Origin of the sequence: Brevundimonas goettingensis (assembly GCF_017487405.1) — a bacterium.
GTDB lineage: Bacteria > Pseudomonadota > Alphaproteobacteria > Caulobacterales > Caulobacteraceae > Brevundimonas > Brevundimonas goettingensis.
Genome location: NZ_CP062222.1, coordinates 889,941 through 904,725, shown reverse-complemented (window position 1 = coordinate 904,725; position 14,785 = coordinate 889,941). Strand labels below are relative to the sequence as shown.

Genomic DNA, 14,785 nt, shown 5'->3' with positions numbered 1-14,785 from the left:
GATCCCGACGTCTGTGGCGTCCTGACGCAAGGGGTACGCCGCCCGGCTGCGTATCTGAACGAACGGCTGAATAGCCCGACCAAGGAATTTCTCGCCTATGTCCACGCCCCGCCTCGATCGCCGAACGCTTCTCCGTGGCGCAGCCGCCGGCGGCGGGCTGCTGGGCCTGCAGGGTTTGCTCCCCGCCTGGGCGCAAACAGGATCGGCGGGACTGCGGGCGGATCTTCCGACGCTGACGGGACCGAACATCGACCTGACCGTCGGACACACGCCCTTCACCGTAGGCGGCCGCACCGGCCATGCGGTGACCATCAACGGCGTTCTGCCGGCGCCGCTGCTACGCCTTAGAGAAGGTCAGAACGTCCGGCTATCAGTCGCCAACACCCTGGACGAGGACACCTCGATCCACTGGCACGGCCTGCTCGTCCCGTTCCAGATGGACGGCGTGCCCGGCATCAGCTTCCCCGGCATCCGGGCGCGTGAAACCTTCGTCTACGAGTTCCCGATCAAGCAGTCGGGCACCTTCTGGTATCACAGCCACTCCAACCTTCAGGAGGCGATGGGCCACTACGGTCCGATCGTCATCGACCCGGCGAGCGCCGATCCGGTCGCCTACGACCGCGAGCATGTGCTGGTCCTGTCGGACTGGAGTTTCATGCATCCGCACGAAATCCTGGCCAAGCTGAAGAAGAGTCCGGGCTACTTCAACCAGCAGCGCACCACGCTGGCGGGGCTCATGGACGGCAGCGACCGCATGAGCCTGGAGGAACGGCGCATGTGGGGCCAGATGCGGATGGACCCGCGCGACATCCTCGACGTCAGCGGCTCGACCTACACCTATCTGATCAACGGCCATGGGCCGCAGGAGAACTGGACCGGCCTGTTCCGGCCCGGCGAGCGGGTGCGGCTGCGCGTCATCAACGCCTCGGCCATGTCGATCTTCAACGTCCGCATCCCGGGCCTGCCGATGACCGTGGTGCAGGCCGACGGCGAGAATGTGCGCCCGGTCGAGACGGACGAGTTCCAGATTTCGGTCGCTGAGACCTACGACGTCATCGTCCAACCGACCGAGGACCGCGCCTACACCATCGTCTCCGAAGCCATCGACCGGTCCGGCATGGGCCGGGCGACCCTGGCGCCGCGCCTGGGCATGACGGCCGAGGTCCCGCCGCTGCGCGAGGTCCCGAACCTCACCATGCGCGACATGGGCATGGGCGGAATGGATCACGGCGCGATGGGCGACATGTCCGGTATGGACCATGGCGCGATGGCCGGAATGAACCACGCAGCGCCGGCCCAGGACGCGCCCGCGGCCGGCGAGATGGCCGGGATGTCCATGTCGGGCATGAACATGCGCGATCCCGAGAACGCTCCGCCCGACATGGCGGTGGGCGTCGGCGTCGATGCGATCGCCATGGACCCCGCCAACCGTCTGGGTGAGCGTCCGATCGGTCTCACGACCGTCGATCATCGCGTCCTCGTCTACACCGACCTGGTGTCGCTCCAGCCGAACAAGGACCCGCGCCCCCCGTCTCGGACGATGGAGATCCACCTGACCGGCAACATGGAGCGGTTTATGTGGGGGTTCGACGGCCGAAAGTTCAGCGAACTGGTCGAACCGATCCGCTTCGAGCGCAACGAGCGGGTGCGGGTGACCCTGGTCAACGACACCATGATGGCCCACCCGATCCATCTGCATGGTCATTTCTTTGAACTGGTGACCGGCGGACCGGCCGGTCACCAGCCCCTCAAGCATACGGTCAACGTCGCGCCCGGCGGCAAGGTGACCTTCGATCTGACCGCCGACGCGCCCGGCGACTGGGCCTTCCACTGCCACATGCTGATGCACATGCACGCCGGCATGTTCAATGTGGTGACGGTGCGGCCCATGGACGGAGCCGCGTCATGAACCGCCTCGCCGTCGCCCTCGCCCCGCTGGTTCTCGCCGCCAGCGCCTTCAGCGCCCAGGCCCAGGACCCTCACGCGGGCCATACAATGCCGGCGACCACGGCGCCGACGCGCCCCGCGCCCGCACCGCGGCCGACGCCACAGGCGCCGGCCCGACCGGCGCAGGATCCGCACGCGGGTCACGTCATGCCGCCCGCGCAGACGCCGCCCGCCGCTGATCAGCATGCCGGCCATCAGATGCCGGCGCAGCCCGCGCCCGTCGATCCGCACGCGGGACACCAGATGCCGGCGGCGACGCCCGCCCAGGCTGATCCGCACGCGGGCCACGACATGTCGGCCATGTCGCCCGCGCAGACCGACCCTCACGCCGGGCATGACATGACGACCATGAGGATGGGGCCGCCCGATGTGGCGACCAGCGCCGACAATCCCGGCCGTCCTCCGGAGGACCCGCTCCCGGCCGCCGCCCTGGCCGGCCCTGCCCACGCCGCCGATCTCGTCTTCGGCGCCGAGGCCATGGCCGCCTCTCGCCGAACCCTGATTCACGAAAACGGCGACGTCCGCACCACGGCCGTCATTCTCGATCGCCTCGAAGCCGGCTTCGGCGACGACGGCGAGACCTACCTCTGGGACGTCCAGGGCTGGACGGGCGGCGACATCAACCGCTTCTGGTGGAAATCCGAGGGCGAAGGCGACTTCGGCGGCGAGCTCGAGGAGGCTGAAGTCCAGGCGCTCTACAGCCGCGCGGTCACGCCCTTCTGGGACGTTCAGGCCGGCGTGCGTCAGGACTTCCGGCCCGGCGGCGAGGACACCACGCATCTGGTCCTCGGCCTGCAGGGCCTGGCGCCCCACTGGTGGGAGATTGACGCCGCCGCCTTCCTGTCGACCGACGGCGACCTCACCGCCCGCGTCGAGGCCGAATACGACCAGCGCATCACCCAGCGCCTGATCCTTCAGCCCCGCCTCGAAATCGACGCTTCAGCCAGTGACATTCCGGAACTGGAGATCGGTTCGGGCCTGTCCTCGATCGAGGCAGGCCTGCGACTGCGCTACGAACTCCGCAAGGAGTTCGCCCCCTATGTCGGCGTCGAGTGGAGCCGCGCGTTCGGCGATACCGCCGACTACATCGAGGCCCGAGGCGGCGCGACCGACGACACCCGCTTCGTCGTCGGCCTCAAGGCCTGGTTCTAACCGAAGGAGACCACCGCATGATGATCCGCACTCTCGTTGTCACCGCCGCCCTCGCGTTCGCCGGCGCCGCCGCCGCCCAGGACCCGCATGCGGATCACGCTATGCCGGCCCAGGCCGCAGCGCCCCAATCCGGCATCACGACCGTTCCTGCGAATGGCGCGATGACCCAGGGGTCGCCCGAGCGGTTCAGCGTCACCTTCCCCCACGCCATGGTCCTCGAGACCGTCACCCTCTCCGCCGACGGTCAAGCTCCGGTCGACGTTACTGTCCCGGCCGCCCCAGCCGCCGCCACCGTCGGCGTGGCTCTTCCGCGCCTCGCGCCGGGCACCTACACTGCCGCCTGGACCGCCGAAGGCCCGGACGGTCACAAGATGTCCGGCTCCGTCAGCTTCATGGTTCACTAGGAGAACGACGATGAAGGTTTCCAACCTGCTGGCCGCCGCCGGAGCGATTCTGACCCTGAGCGCGGGCGCGGCTCTGGCGGCCGAAGGCTGCGATTGTTGCAAGGACATGGCCGCAGACGCCGCCATGACGTGCTGCGACGAGATGAAGCCTGAGCCCGCCCCGGCGGAACCCGCGCCGCCCGCGCCAGCGCCCTCGGACACGCCAGCCCCCCAGGGGCACGCCGACCACAACTGATCGACCCGATCCGATCGTATCCGCAGCCCCCTTCGGGGCCGGAACGATCGGACATCAGCTTGTCCCGCTCCGATCCTCGGCCTGCTCCGCGTCCGAGAATGACCGGGCGGCGTCCAGTCGAACGAAGTGCACGGTTTCGGCTCGCGTTTGCGGTTCGGCGACGAAGCCGGCGTCTGCGAAAGCGATGTGCTGGGGCATCAACGGCCCGGATGGCTCCGGTCGCCACCATCCGTCCATGGCCGCGGCTTTGGGCAAAATGCCGCCCACAATCCGTTCGATGTCACGGAACGTCAGATCCACTTCGGCTCGCTTCTGGCGGCGAAGGAAGGATGCGAGGGGCGCGTATTTGGCCATCGGCGTGTTTTCCTCCCCTGCCGCGGTTGGTCAAGCCGACTCGCGCAACCTGCCGCGAACGTTGTAGGATTATCAGCGGCGGGTTCCGGAACGGACAGGCGCTGATCTTGAGCCAGGGGACGCAATGCGTCGGCGGCGATCAGGACCGAAACCTCCGGGCTTCTGTACAGAGGTTCCAGGCCCGCCCCCTTTCTCTTCCAAGCGCTTCCGACCGGTTGCGGAGGCTCAGCCATCTTCGGGGTCGATGATGCCGGTGCGAACCCCGACCGCGACCGCTTCGATCCGGGTTCGTACACCGAGTTTGGCGCAAGCCTTCTCGATATAGCTGTCGACCGTTCGTGGGGAGAGCCCAACGATCTGCCCGATGTCCGCGGAACTCTTTCCGCGGCTGACCCAGAGCAGACACTCGGCTTCGCGGCCGCTCAAGAGCATGATCGGACGGCGTTCTGCGTGACGACTAGGCTCCATGATCGGCTCCGCTTCGGTTGATCTCCATGCACGGTGAGCGGGAATCAACAGCCGGGCAACGACAGTGAATTGCGGGGCGTCCGCCAGTTTTTTGCGGTCGGGGCCGCCTGACTCCTAGGGCGAATTGACGCGCTTGCCCCCGGCTGGACGCCCTTCTAGATCGCCCAGGTCGGGCGCCGTGAGATAGGCGCACAGCTTGAGCCGGGGTCTGTCCGCGCGACAGAGGCACCGCTGTGGACTGAAGCAGCGGGCCTCGCGATCGCAGAGGATTCCAACGCCCGACCCCTCCGGCTTGCACCGGGATTCCGTTTGATTCATGCTGGCCTGGCCGACGCTTGCGTTGGTGGGGCCTGGAATCCCCTGTGCGATATCAAATCATCGACGGCGTCGCGCATCGCGCGGTTGCCCGTTCCCAACGCCTGACGGCGCGCGCCTGCGCGCCTGTCCCGGGCCGTGTGGACGCGTCTGGGTTCCGGACCCTCTCGTCGAGAGGCCGGAGAACTGTGGTGACCGATACGAAGCAGCTTGGTGTGGAGGCGCAGGACGGTATCAACCGTCTCTATCGGCGCTATGCCGCCTGGCTGGATCGGCGCCTGAGAGCCCATGTCGACGCCGATGCGGCGGCCGACGTCGTCCAGGAAACCTATATTCGCGCCGCGCCCTATGCGCTGAGCGACATCCGCCACCCGAAGGCGTTTCTGCTCAAGATCGCCCTAAATCTGGTCCGTGATGAGAGCCGGAAAGAAGGGCGACGGCGGCGGGATCGGGCGTTTCAGCGCCCGGCCGAAGCGGAGGCCGCGCCCCAGTTCGATCAGGTTCTGCTCGAGCAGGTAATCCGGTCCATGCCGCAACTCTACCGCGACGTCTTCGTGTTGAGCCGCTTTGGCGGTATGACCTATCCGGAGATCGCCCAGTCGTTCGGGATCAGTGTAAAAACGGTGGAATGGCGAATGTCCAGGGCGCTCGAGTACTGCGCGTCTCGGCTGGACTTGTAGGCAAGACGGATGACGATCGAGGCTGAAGCCGAAATCAGGCGCACGGAAGCGGCGGAATGGTTCAGCAAGTTGAACCAGCGCCAGGTCACGACCGCCGACATCAAGGAATTCAGCGACTGGCGGCGGGATCCTGAGAACGCCCGCGCCTTCAGTCGTCTCGAGGCGATGTGGGATGCGGCCGGAACGCTCGCGAAGACCCCCGAGATGGCGGCGCTCACGGAAGACGCGACGAACCGGGCCCGCCAGGCCCCGCCCAGCCGGCGCAGAAGTCCTTCTGGCCGCCTGATCCCGCTCGGTGCAGCGGGCGCGGTCGCCCTGGCGCTCGCAGTGGGAAGCTGGTCGTGGTGGTCCGCCCAACGACCGGACGCTTATGACACCGCCATCGGCGAGCAGCGCACGGTAAGGCTCGAGGACGGCTCACGCATCATTCTGGACACGGACTCCCACGTCACGGTCCGGTTCAGCGGTTCCCAGCGGCTGGTGACCCTGGCCTCCGGACGCGCCATGTTCGAGGTGCAGGGGGATGCGGCCCGCCCCTTCCTGGTGAAGGCCGGCGACACCGAGGTGACCGCGATCGGCACCCGCTTCGATGTCCGCAGGACCGGCGCCGGCGCCCAGGTCGTTCTGGTCGAGGGAAAGGTCGCGGTCCGGCGGGAGGCGGCGTCGCGGTCGGCCTGGACGCTCGCGCCCGGACAACAGGTCACCACGTCGGCCCAACGCCCCGCGGTCGTCGCGGTGAACGTGCCGGCGGCGACGAGTTGGACGGCCGGCCGCCTGACATTCGAGAACACCCCGATCGCCGTCGCCGTGGCGGAGGTCAATCGCTACAGCCCTTCGCCGGTCGAACTGCGGGACGATCGAATCTCCAGCATCCGTGTCAGCGGCGTGTTTGACGCCGGCGATGTCGACGGCTTCGTCGCGGCGCTGAGAGACCTCTACGCCCTCGAAGCGACCCGGGCGCCGGACGGCCATCTCGTCCTGACGGGTCCCGCCTGAAAATAATCTGACCCCGGACTTAGGGGATGGCCCGCGACCCGACGTCTCCTCCCCGGCCCGCAAATCTGCGGGTAGAAAATCGGGGGAGATCATGGGTCACAGGTTCACTTCAACCGCGCTCGCCGCGCTGATGATGGGTGTAACGACGCCGGTAGCCGCGCAGTCGGTCGACGCCGTGCGCGCGTTCAGCATCGGGGCTGGGCCGCTCGAGCGAAGCCTGCCGGTCTTCGCCCAGCAGAGCGGACTGCAGATCCTCTATCCCAGCGCCCTCGTCGCCGGACGTCAGTCCCCGGCCGTCACCGGCGATTTCACGGCGGAGGCGGCGCTCGCCCAGTTGCTGCGCGGGACAGGCCTCACCTATCGCCAGAGCCGGCCGAACGTGTTCGTGCTGGTCGATCCGTCGGCCCGCGCAGAGGCGGAAGCCGAAGCCACCCAGCTCGAAGAGGTCGTGGTCACGGGCAGCTATTTCCGGGGCGTCGACAGCCCCTCGCCGGTCACGGTGTTGACCCAGGACGACGTGGCGCGGCAGGGGCGGGCGACGGTGGCCGAGACCCTCGCCGCCCTCCCCCAGAATTTCACCGGCGCCGCCTATGAGGGCTCCGCGAACACCGGCGCGGATCGCTCGGCCCGGAACAGCGGCGCGGCGACCGGCCTGAACCTGCGCGGACTCGGCGCAGACGCGACCCTCGTCCTGGTCAACGGCCGGCGGATCGCCGGCACCGGCCTCTCCGGCGACTTCGCGGACGTGTCCAACATTCCGTCCAGCGCGATCGCGAGGGTGGACGTGCTGCTGGACGGCGCTTCAGCGCTCTACGGCGCGGACGCGGTCGGCGGCGTCGTCAACATCATCCTGAAATCCCAGTTCGACCAGGCCGAGAGCCGCTTGCGGGTGGGCGGCACGAGCGACGGCGGCGCCGAGGAAGTTCTGGTGTCCCATGTCGGCGGGTTCAATTGGTCGAGCGGAAGCCTGGTCGCAGCCTACGAGTTTCACGATCGCGGGGAGCTCCGATCTGAGGATCGCCGGGTGACCTCCAGCGCCGACCTGCGCCCCTTGGGCGGGTCGGACTGGCGGCTGGTCTACAGCGCGCCCGGCAACCTGATGGCGCAGGATTCTGTCACGGGCTCTTATCGGCCCATCTTCGCCATTCCTCGCGATCAGGACGGGACAGGGCTCACCCCGGCCGACTTCCGGGCCAATGAGGTCAACCTCACGAACCAGAACCAGGGCCAGTGGTTCCTGCCGCACCAGCGTCGGCACAGCCTCTTCGCCGCGGCGCGGCAGAACCTTCCCTTCGGCTTCAGCCTTGACGGCGACATCCGCTACACGGAACGGAACCACACGCTCCAGACGCCGGCCGACACCGGCATCGTGGCGATCACCTCCGCCAATCCTCATTTCGTGTCTCCGGTGGGCGCGACCCGCCACGATATCGCCTATTCCTGGATCGACGAACTGGGACCGGCGCTCTCGGAAGGCCGTACGCGCAGCGTCAGCGGAGCCCTTGGTCTCAACGGCGCGATCCGGGACTGGAACCTGTCGGCGTATGTCAGCGGCGGTCGGGAGTTCAGCAGCCGGACGCTGTCCAACCGCGTGCAGACGACTTTCCTTCAAGAGGCCCTTGGGTCACGGGCGGACATACCGACCACGACGTTCAGGACGGCGGTCGACGGATTCTTCAATCCCTACGGCGATCCCGCCAACACCAGCGCGGCGATGCGCGCGCATATCGGCTCGGGCTATTCCTGGACCGACCACACGACCACCGTGGCGTCGGCGAACCTCAAGGCCGACGGATCGCTCCTGGAGCTCGCCGGCGGGCCGCTGCGCATGGCTGTCGGCGTCGATCTTCGCCGGGAGCGGTTCGAGACCGAAGGTGAGAATTTCCTCTCCGGCGTGGCGCCGCGCATCGTCGCCCCGCTCGTTTATGAACGCGACGTCTCGGCGGCCTTCGTCGAGTTCCGCGCGCCGTTCGTGAGCGCCGCCAACGCCCGCCCCGGACTGGAACGTCTGGAGTTCTCCCTAGCGGCGCGGATCGAAGACCATGAGGGTGTCGGGCAATCCACCAACCCCAAGGTCGGTCTGCTCTACAGCCCGACGCCCGACCTGCTGCTGCGCGCGAGCCATGGGACATCATTCCGGGCGCCGGCGCTCCGGGAGCTGTTCACGGCCTACGCCCTGGGCCCGACCTTCCTCAACCGTGGCGGCGTCAATGTCCTCGCGGTCGTCCAGTACGGCGGCAATCCGGATCTGCGCCCGGAAACCGCCGCCTCAACCACGGCGGGCTTCGTCTGGACGCCGGCGGCCCTGAGCGGCGTCCGGCTGGAAGGCGGGTGGTTCCGGACCCGGTTCGAGGATCGCATCGGCAACCCGGTCCTTGAGAACCTGACGAATGTTCTCAACGACCCTGCCCTGTCCCCCTTCGTCCGTTTCGTGAGCCCGGCCACGAACGCGGAAGATCGCGCCCTCGTCCAGTCGCTGCTGGACCACCCCGGCAACTTCAACCCGACCGTCATGCCCGTCACCGCCTATGGCGTGATCGTGGACAACCGCTTCGTCAACGCCGCCGCCGTCGAGGTCGAGGGGCTGGACCTGTCGGCGCGATATCGCTTCGACTTGGGCGCCGGTCAGATGTCGGTCGACGGATCGATCACCCATCTCCTGACCAATGATCGTCAGATCACCGACGCCTCCCCGAACGAAGACCTGCTGGGAGATCCGCACTTTCCCGCTCGCTGGCGAGGCCGGATCGGCGGTCAGTGGCTCAGGGGCCCTCTGACGGTCGGCCTGATCGCCAACTATGTCAGCGGGGGTCGAGACCCGGTCGGCGGTCGAAGCATTGACGACTGGGCGACCTTCGACGGTCAGGTCCGCTACGACTTCCGGGGCTGGGGCGACGGTCTCTCCCTCTCCCTGAACGTCCTCAATCTCGCAAACTCGGAGCCGCCGTTCTACGACGCGTCGCGGGGGATCGGGTACGACGCCGCCAACACCAATGCACTTGGCCGTCAGATCTCGTTGCAACTCGTCAAGCGCTGGTGAAACGCCATGCGCAAACGTCTGTCCTGCGCGCTGGCCGCGCTGGCTCTGGGCTGCCCGACGACGGGCGCGTCTGAGCCCCTGACCCTCGACACCCTCCTCGGGCTTGAGAGCTTCGGGCGGATCGCCGTCGATCCGTCCGGTGAAGTGATCGTGTTCGAGGAGCGGCGCGCGCGGGACGATCTGCCACGCTACGACCTGCAGCCCGAAGGGGCCCTCCGCTACGCCCGCCTCTATCGGGCCGATGTTGAGACCCCAACCCGTGTCCGTCCGCTTCTGCCGATGGAGGAGGACGCAGGCTACACCGCCGGCCCGTTCTCCCCCGACGGCAGCAAGCTCGTGGTCTTCCGCCTGCAGGCCCTGGAGTTCCGCGTGGGGATCGCCGATCTGGTCAGCGGCGTGGTCGTGTGGACCGACATCTCCCCGGAGACGGGAGCCTGGGGTCGGTCCGTGGAATGGCTGTCAGAGGACGTCTTCGTGGCGCTCGGCATGCCGGACGGCGGCTTGCCGCAGCGTCTGGCCGACACCAACCGGACCCAGAGAGAACTGCCCCCGCTCTGGGACCGGGCGGCGCAAGGGGAGGCGGCCTTCGTTTCGGTCGGGCTTGGGCCCGAACCGGAGCGACCGCCTCGCGACCTCTGGCGGATCGACGCCCGGACCGGGGCCGCGACCCGTCTCGCCAGAGGACCCTTCCTCGACCTGGAGGCGTCTCCGGACGGTCGCCATATCGCCCTGTTGGTCGACCGCGCCCTCCAGCCCTTGCCCTCTCCGGGCGCCGCCACGGAGTTTCGACGCGTGCGCGCCCTCCGGCTCGTCGACAGTCGCTCCGGCGAAACCCGGGACCCGCCCGAGGCCCGAGACGTCTCGACAAGCCTGCTGACCTGGTCGTCGGCGTCCGACGCCCTGCTGGTCGCCGCGATCGATGACGACCGTCCCCGCCTTCTCGCCGTCGGCCCGACCGGCGCGACGCGGGACGTCACCCCGCCGGGCGTCGCCCCGGTCGTCCCGCTCGACTTCCACGGATTGCCGACGGCCGAAGCCGGTTGGATAGGTGAAATGGTCGCCCTGCACGGCCGTGATCGGGATGAAGAGGGTTGGTTCTTGAGCGGCGAGAGGCTCTCGGCCTTGGCGCCGGACGCCCGCCTCATCGCTCAAGGAGCCAGCGGGGCTTTGTTCTCCAGTCGCGGACGGGTCGTCCGCCTGGTCTCCGATGGGTCGTCCGAAGACCTCGGTGCGTTCGCCTCGGTCATTCGGTCGGATGGCCCGCTTGGCCAGCGGGCCCTGGCGGGTCCATTAAAACAAGACAGCGCCGCGGTGTCGGAGCCGGCGGGACGACTGTGCCGGACCCCGGCCGACCCGGGCCCCGTCGTCTGCGTCACGGGTCCGTCCGGCGCGGCGGTGAGTTGGTCTCAAGGCCTGGCCGTCGCGCGCGGCGCCGAGGGTCGGGCCGTCAATCGCCTCACCGTGATACGCGGAACGTCGACGGAGACGATCTGGAGCCTCAATCCCGAGCTCGACGAAGTGGATCTCGCCTCGGCCCGGCGGGTCGAGGGTCCCGGCGGCACGGCTGGATGGCTATACGCCCCCGCTCAAGGCGGCGGCTCGCCTCCGGTGATTGTCATCCCCTATCCGGACCGCGTCTATGCGACCCCGCCGCCGACCATGCGCCCCGAGGCGGGCAATCTGACGCTCAACGGCCAACTGCTTGTCGCCGCCGGCTACGCCGTCCTCTATCCGGACCTACCTGTCGGCCCCGAGCCGGCGGCCGGTTTGGCGGACCGAATCCTCGCCGTTGTCGACGCCGCCGCTGCCGAGGGGCTCGTCGATGGCGACAGGATCGGCCTTTGGGGACACAGTTTCGGCGCCTGGGCGGTCGTGCTGAGCGCGTCGCAATCCCCCAGGTTCAAGGCCGTCGTCGCCCTGAACGGATCCTATGACCTGGCCGGATCGCTCGGCAGGCTGTCGAACCATGCGCGTCTGGCGGGCGAAAACGAGGCCGCGATCATGGGAACCGCGCGGTGGCTGGAATCCGGTCAGGTCGGGATGCACGCGTCTTACTGGTCCGATCCGGAGCGCTACCGACGCGGCAGCGCCTTTGAACAGGCCGACCGGATCACGGCCGCGGTTCTGCTGGTGCAGGGCGAAATGGACCATGCGACGGGCGAGGCCGAGGGCATGTACGCCGCTCTTAGACGCCTCCAGCGCCCGGCCGCCTTGCTCTACCTGATCGGCGAGGACCACAGCCTCCATAACCCCGGCAACGCCCGGATCTACTACGAGCAGGTCATCGGCTGGTTCGATCGCTATCTCACCGCGAACGCGCTTCCAGCCGCGCCGTCCACCGTCGAACCCAGGCCTCCGTCAGCGCCAGGGTGAGCAGGCGGGAGAAGCCGCCGCGCCAAAGCAGCGCCTCCCGGGAAAGGTCCGCCTCCAGGTCGTTCAGCAACCCCGCCTGGGCGAGGGCCCCGCCCAGCAGATAGTCCCGCAGGAAGGGCAGATGGCTCGCGACGGCCTCGCCGTAGAAGGCGCCGAGTTCGCCCTTTGAACGGCGGGCGTAGATTGACGGAGGCAGGACGTCCCGAAACGCATTTCGGGCCGCAGCCCGGTCCCGGCCGCCCCAGGTCAGATCGACGGTCGACCACGACAGACCCGCCTCCATTACGGGCTGGCTCAGCAGCGGGTTGACGCAGACCCCGTGCAGGCTCCGCGCGGCCTGCCCCTGGAAGGTCTGGCAGAAGGCGAGGATGGAAATCTGCAGGGCCTTGGCGGGCGGAACGCCCCGCAGGTCGTCGAGCCAGGGATGATCCCAATCGGCGCGGCTGCGCCGGTGTTCCTGCAACGCCCGGATCCAGGCCGACGGCCAGAGCGATCGGCGGGTCCAGCGCGCGATCCGGTGCACGGCCGCCGGTCGCGCCCTGACTCCGCGCTCCTGTAATTCGTCGAAGGCGATCAGCGGGCTCGGCATCTGGAAGAAGACCGCGTCGCCGCCCTGTCCCGTCAGCGACCCCCAGGCCCCACCCTCCCGGATGCGGGCGGCAATGTCGTCATTATAGTCCGTATCGATGTCATTAGTGGCGGGTCGGAAAGCGTCCGCCGTGCGCGCTAGGCGCTCGGCCGACAGGGTCAGCCCTTCGCGCCGCACTTCGGTCAGCACATCACCCTGACGCGCCACCACCGCCCGCGCATAGGCCCGCTCGTCGCCTTCGGGCTGCTCAACGTAGTGGTTCACCCAGGCCGCGACGCGATCCCGCTGCGACATTTCGAGGGACGCCGCGACGATCGCCGAGTCGAGGCCGCCGCTGACCTCGGCGACCCATGTGCGATCGCCGGCGAGGCTGCGCACCGCCGTCTGCACGGCCGAACGAAGTTCGGGCGGGCGGCCGCGCCCGCGACGATAGACGTCCGCCGGCCGCCACACCTGCACGCCGTGAGAGCCGCCTGCGCCGAGCGTGCGCAATTCTCCGGCCGCGATGGGCGTCAGCCCGTCGAGGGCGAGATCGTGACGGTACTCGCCGCCGCGACCGATCAGCCGAGCCACGGCCTCCCAGTTCAAAGCCATGTCATCGGGCAGCAGGGGATCGAGAACAGGCGGCGCGCTTGAGGCGACGAGGGTGACGCCGGACCTGCGCCAGCAGACGGCCTCGATCGCGCCGGACGGATCACGCAGAATTGCGGCATCGCCCCCGGTGCGTCGGACGATCACGTAGCGGCCCCAATGCTCCGCCACCAACCGCCGGGCGGAAGCTGCATCCATGGGCCGGCAGGCCAAGGTCCCGCGTTCCGAAGCTGAAACCGTCCGACCCGTGTTGTCGTACATCTCGCCGATCAGGACGCCATGGCCGTCCAGCCCCGCTGTGACCGCAAGCCGGTCTGACGGCGCATAGACCTCAACGAAAGGGTGCGAGACCCGGCGCGACCATCCCGCGCCAGCGAGCCGTCGGCGCATCGGGGCCGCGAGCGCTTCGAGCGCGGCGGCCGTGTCGCCCACGAGCGCCACGAAGGAGTCGGCGCCCATCCTCAGATCACCAGAATGGGATGGAAATGGCTGAGCGTTTCCGCGGACTGGCTGACGCAGACGTCGTCGACCTGCAGCCAGCAATGGGCCAGGAACGGCCAGGCGCGGACGCCGAACACCCAGTCGGCGTCGAGGCCCTTGGCGTTGAGGAAGCGCAACAGCAGCTCGGCCTGGAACAGGCATGCGCCGGTTCGGGGCGCAAAGGGCAGAAGCTGGAAGAAGGTCTCCGCGCGCGCCGAGATCGCCTCAAGGTCATCGCGCCGTCCGGTCCGGTCCGCATAGGCCGTCGCCAGTCCCGCCAGCGTCGGACGACGCCCGGCGCGATCTGCCCAGATCGCGCCGAACGCGGCGATCTCTCCCAGGCGCGGCCGGGAACCGGCGACCTCGGGCAGGCGGCGCAGGGGAAGCGGCGGCGGCGTGACGCCGGCGGGGCGTGCAGGGCCAGAATGCAGCAGCTCTGCGGACGCCAACTCCAGCAGGGCGTCCATCGGTCCGCGCAGGCGTTCGCCATCGACCGCGACGTCGCCGCAGTTCGGGAACAGCAGATAGTCGTCCGCCGCCAGATCCAGCAGGATCAGATCGCCTCCGATCGGAACGGCGTGGACGCCCTGCGCCAGTTGCCCTTCCTCGCTCATTCGAGCGCAAGCTCGTAGCGGTGGGTCACCTGCAACTCGACGAACTCGCCGCCCTTGCCGCGGGTCAGCCGTCGCGCCGACCCGAGGATCAGCAGGCGCGCAGTTTTTCGCATCAGCATGACCTTTTCCTCCAATGGGAGCCGATCGGGGTCGCCCCGAAAGACGACCCCGGCCGCTCATTCGGGCGGCATCTCCCAGCGGAAATGCGAGTTGAGCTCGGCGAAGTCGCCTTCGTCGACGGCGCGCGTCAGGCGGCGAGCGCCGCCCAGCCGCAAGATGCGCCCCTTGTTCTGGACCTTCATGGCCAGACTCCCTTTTTCGATGATGGCCTCTGAACTGGACGCACCGGGCGAGGCCGGACCGGGCGTCCGTGCCGCCCCGCAGGACGGCACGTCGCGCTCAGGCGCCCGGCGGGATCGTGTAGAGCTTGGAGGTGTTCAGCTCGGCGTAGTCGCCTTCGTCGACCGCGCGCGTGAGGTCGCGGGCGGCGCCGAGGCGCACGAGGCGCGGGGTGCGGTGGGTGGTCATGGTCGTCTCCTCGTTGAAA

Annotated in this window: 15 protein-coding genes; 8 read left to right on the top strand and 7 right to left on the bottom strand. The window is 68.6% G+C overall.

What is annotated here, in order from left to right; all coding sequences use genetic code 11:
* Positions 1-97 precede the first annotated feature (97 nt).
* The 4 genes from IFJ75_RS04570 to IFJ75_RS04555 are packed head-to-tail and all read left to right on the top strand — an operon-like array spanning position 98 to position 3,738.
* Positions 98-1,909, top strand: coding sequence for a copper resistance system multicopper oxidase (locus IFJ75_RS04570; RefSeq protein ID WP_207931463.1), 1,812 nt, complete (start codon positions 98-100; stop codon positions 1,907-1,909).
* Positions 1,906-3,099 (top strand): copper resistance protein B, encoded by a 1,194-nt coding sequence (locus tag IFJ75_RS04565; protein ID WP_225896990.1) that lies wholly within the window; start codon positions 1,906-1,908, stop codon positions 3,097-3,099. Before IFJ75_RS04570 ends, IFJ75_RS04565 begins: the two co-directional genes overlap by 4 nt.
* Positions 3,100-3,116: 17 nt before the next feature.
* Positions 3,117-3,503, top strand: coding sequence for a copper resistance CopC family protein (locus tag IFJ75_RS04560; protein ID WP_225896989.1), 387 nt, complete (start codon positions 3,117-3,119; stop codon positions 3,501-3,503).
* A 10-nt stretch (positions 3,504-3,513) separates the two neighbouring features.
* Positions 3,514-3,738, top strand: coding sequence for an ammonium transporter family protein (locus IFJ75_RS04555; RefSeq protein WP_207931462.1), 225 nt, complete (start codon positions 3,514-3,516; stop codon positions 3,736-3,738).
* Positions 3,739-3,792: 54 nt separating this feature from the next.
* On the opposite strand, the gene IFJ75_RS04550 is transcribed toward IFJ75_RS04555, so the two are convergent.
* Both IFJ75_RS04550 and IFJ75_RS04545 read right to left on the bottom strand, forming a co-directional pair.
* Positions 3,793-4,092 carry a DUF7662 domain-containing protein gene (locus IFJ75_RS04550; RefSeq protein WP_207931461.1) on the bottom strand — a complete coding sequence of 100 codons (300 nt, stop codon included), beginning with the start codon at positions 4,090-4,092 and terminating at the stop codon, positions 3,793-3,795.
* A gap of 225 nt (positions 4,093-4,317) precedes the next feature.
* Positions 4,318-4,518: a helix-turn-helix transcriptional regulator gene (locus IFJ75_RS04545; protein WP_263973022.1), complete on the bottom strand. Its 201-nt coding sequence runs from the start codon at positions 4,516-4,518 to the stop codon at positions 4,318-4,320.
* A gap of 548 nt (positions 4,519-5,066) precedes the next feature.
* Here IFJ75_RS04545 and IFJ75_RS04540 point away from each other — a divergent pair.
* The 4 genes from IFJ75_RS04540 (at position 5,067) to IFJ75_RS04525 (ending at position 11,964) form a co-directional block, all read left to right on the top strand.
* A complete protein-coding gene (locus tag IFJ75_RS04540; RefSeq protein WP_207931459.1) occupies positions 5,067-5,555 on the top strand; it encodes an RNA polymerase sigma factor in 489 nt (162 codons plus the stop codon).
* A 9-nt stretch (positions 5,556-5,564) separates the two neighbouring features.
* Positions 5,565-6,551 carry a FecR family protein gene (locus IFJ75_RS04535; RefSeq protein WP_207931458.1) on the top strand — a complete coding sequence of 329 codons (987 nt, stop codon included), beginning with the start codon at positions 5,565-5,567 and terminating at the stop codon, positions 6,549-6,551.
* Positions 6,552-6,642: 91 nt separating this feature from the next.
* Positions 6,643-9,591, top strand: a complete 2,949-nt coding sequence (locus IFJ75_RS04530; protein ID WP_207931457.1) for a TonB-dependent receptor — start codon at positions 6,643-6,645, stop codon at positions 9,589-9,591.
* A gap of 6 nt (positions 9,592-9,597) precedes the next feature.
* Positions 9,598-11,964 carry a S9 family peptidase gene (locus tag IFJ75_RS04525; RefSeq protein WP_207931456.1) on the top strand — a complete coding sequence of 789 codons (2,367 nt, stop codon included), beginning with the start codon at positions 9,598-9,600 and terminating at the stop codon, positions 11,962-11,964.
* Here IFJ75_RS04525 and IFJ75_RS04520 read toward each other — a convergent pair.
* From IFJ75_RS04520 to IFJ75_RS19910, 5 genes are all read right to left on the bottom strand, one after another.
* The gene (locus IFJ75_RS04520; RefSeq protein ID WP_207931455.1) at positions 11,897-13,576 is read right to left on the bottom strand and encodes an asparagine synthase-related protein; all 1,680 of its coding nucleotides are present in this window, start codon (positions 13,574-13,576) and stop codon (positions 11,897-11,899) included. The two genes, IFJ75_RS04525 and IFJ75_RS04520, sit on opposite strands and share 68 nt — an antisense overlap.
* Positions 13,577-13,605: 29 nt before the next feature.
* Positions 13,606-14,238 carry a lasso peptide biosynthesis B2 protein gene (locus tag IFJ75_RS04515; RefSeq protein WP_207931454.1) on the bottom strand — a complete coding sequence of 211 codons (633 nt, stop codon included), beginning with the start codon at positions 14,236-14,238 and terminating at the stop codon, positions 13,606-13,608.
* On the bottom strand, positions 14,235-14,357 hold the full coding sequence (locus IFJ75_RS19920; RefSeq protein WP_263973021.1) for a hypothetical protein: 123 nt from the start codon (positions 14,355-14,357) through the stop codon (positions 14,235-14,237). The genes IFJ75_RS04515 and IFJ75_RS19920 overlap by 4 nt, the downstream gene beginning before the upstream one ends.
* 57 nt (positions 14,358-14,414) lie before the next feature.
* Positions 14,415-14,540 carry a hypothetical protein gene (locus IFJ75_RS19915; protein ID WP_263973020.1) on the bottom strand — a complete coding sequence of 42 codons (126 nt, stop codon included), beginning with the start codon at positions 14,538-14,540 and terminating at the stop codon, positions 14,415-14,417.
* A 97-nt stretch (positions 14,541-14,637) separates the two neighbouring features.
* The gene (locus IFJ75_RS19910; RefSeq protein ID WP_263973019.1) at positions 14,638-14,766 is read right to left on the bottom strand and encodes a hypothetical protein; all 129 of its coding nucleotides are present in this window, start codon (positions 14,764-14,766) and stop codon (positions 14,638-14,640) included.
* Between the last annotated feature and the right edge of the window lie 19 nt (positions 14,767-14,785).

Bases quoted from the DNA above. Each gene is read 5' to 3' on its own strand.
- IFJ75_RS19920 (WP_263973021.1), bottom strand. From the start codon at position 14,357: ATGCTGATGCGAAAAACTGCGCGCCTGCTGATCCTCGGGTCGGCGCGA.
- IFJ75_RS04550 (WP_207931461.1), bottom strand. From the start codon at position 4,092: ATGGCCAAATACGCGCCCCTCGCATCCTTCCTTCGCCGCCAGAAGCGA.
- IFJ75_RS19910 (WP_263973019.1), bottom strand. From the start codon at position 14,766: ATGACCACCCACCGCACCCCGCGCCTCGTGCGCCTCGGCGCCGCCCGC.
- IFJ75_RS04530 (WP_207931457.1), top strand. From the start codon at position 6,643: ATGGGTCACAGGTTCACTTCAACCGCGCTCGCCGCGCTGATGATGGGT.
- IFJ75_RS04570 (WP_207931463.1), top strand. From the start codon at position 98: ATGTCCACGCCCCGCCTCGATCGCCGAACGCTTCTCCGTGGCGCAGCC.
- IFJ75_RS04515 (WP_207931454.1), bottom strand. From the start codon at position 14,238: ATGAGCGAGGAAGGGCAACTGGCGCAGGGCGTCCACGCCGTTCCGATC.
- IFJ75_RS19915 (WP_263973020.1), bottom strand. From the start codon at position 14,540: ATGAAGGTCCAGAACAAGGGGCGCATCTTGCGGCTGGGCGGCGCTCGC.
- IFJ75_RS04525 (WP_207931456.1), top strand. From the start codon at position 9,598: ATGCGCAAACGTCTGTCCTGCGCGCTGGCCGCGCTGGCTCTGGGCTGC.
- IFJ75_RS04565 (WP_225896990.1), top strand. From the start codon at position 1,906: ATGAACCGCCTCGCCGTCGCCCTCGCCCCGCTGGTTCTCGCCGCCAGC.
- IFJ75_RS04555 (WP_207931462.1), top strand. From the start codon at position 3,514: ATGAAGGTTTCCAACCTGCTGGCCGCCGCCGGAGCGATTCTGACCCTG.
- IFJ75_RS04535 (WP_207931458.1), top strand. From the start codon at position 5,565: ATGACGATCGAGGCTGAAGCCGAAATCAGGCGCACGGAAGCGGCGGAA.
- IFJ75_RS04560 (WP_225896989.1), top strand. From the start codon at position 3,117: ATGATGATCCGCACTCTCGTTGTCACCGCCGCCCTCGCGTTCGCCGGC.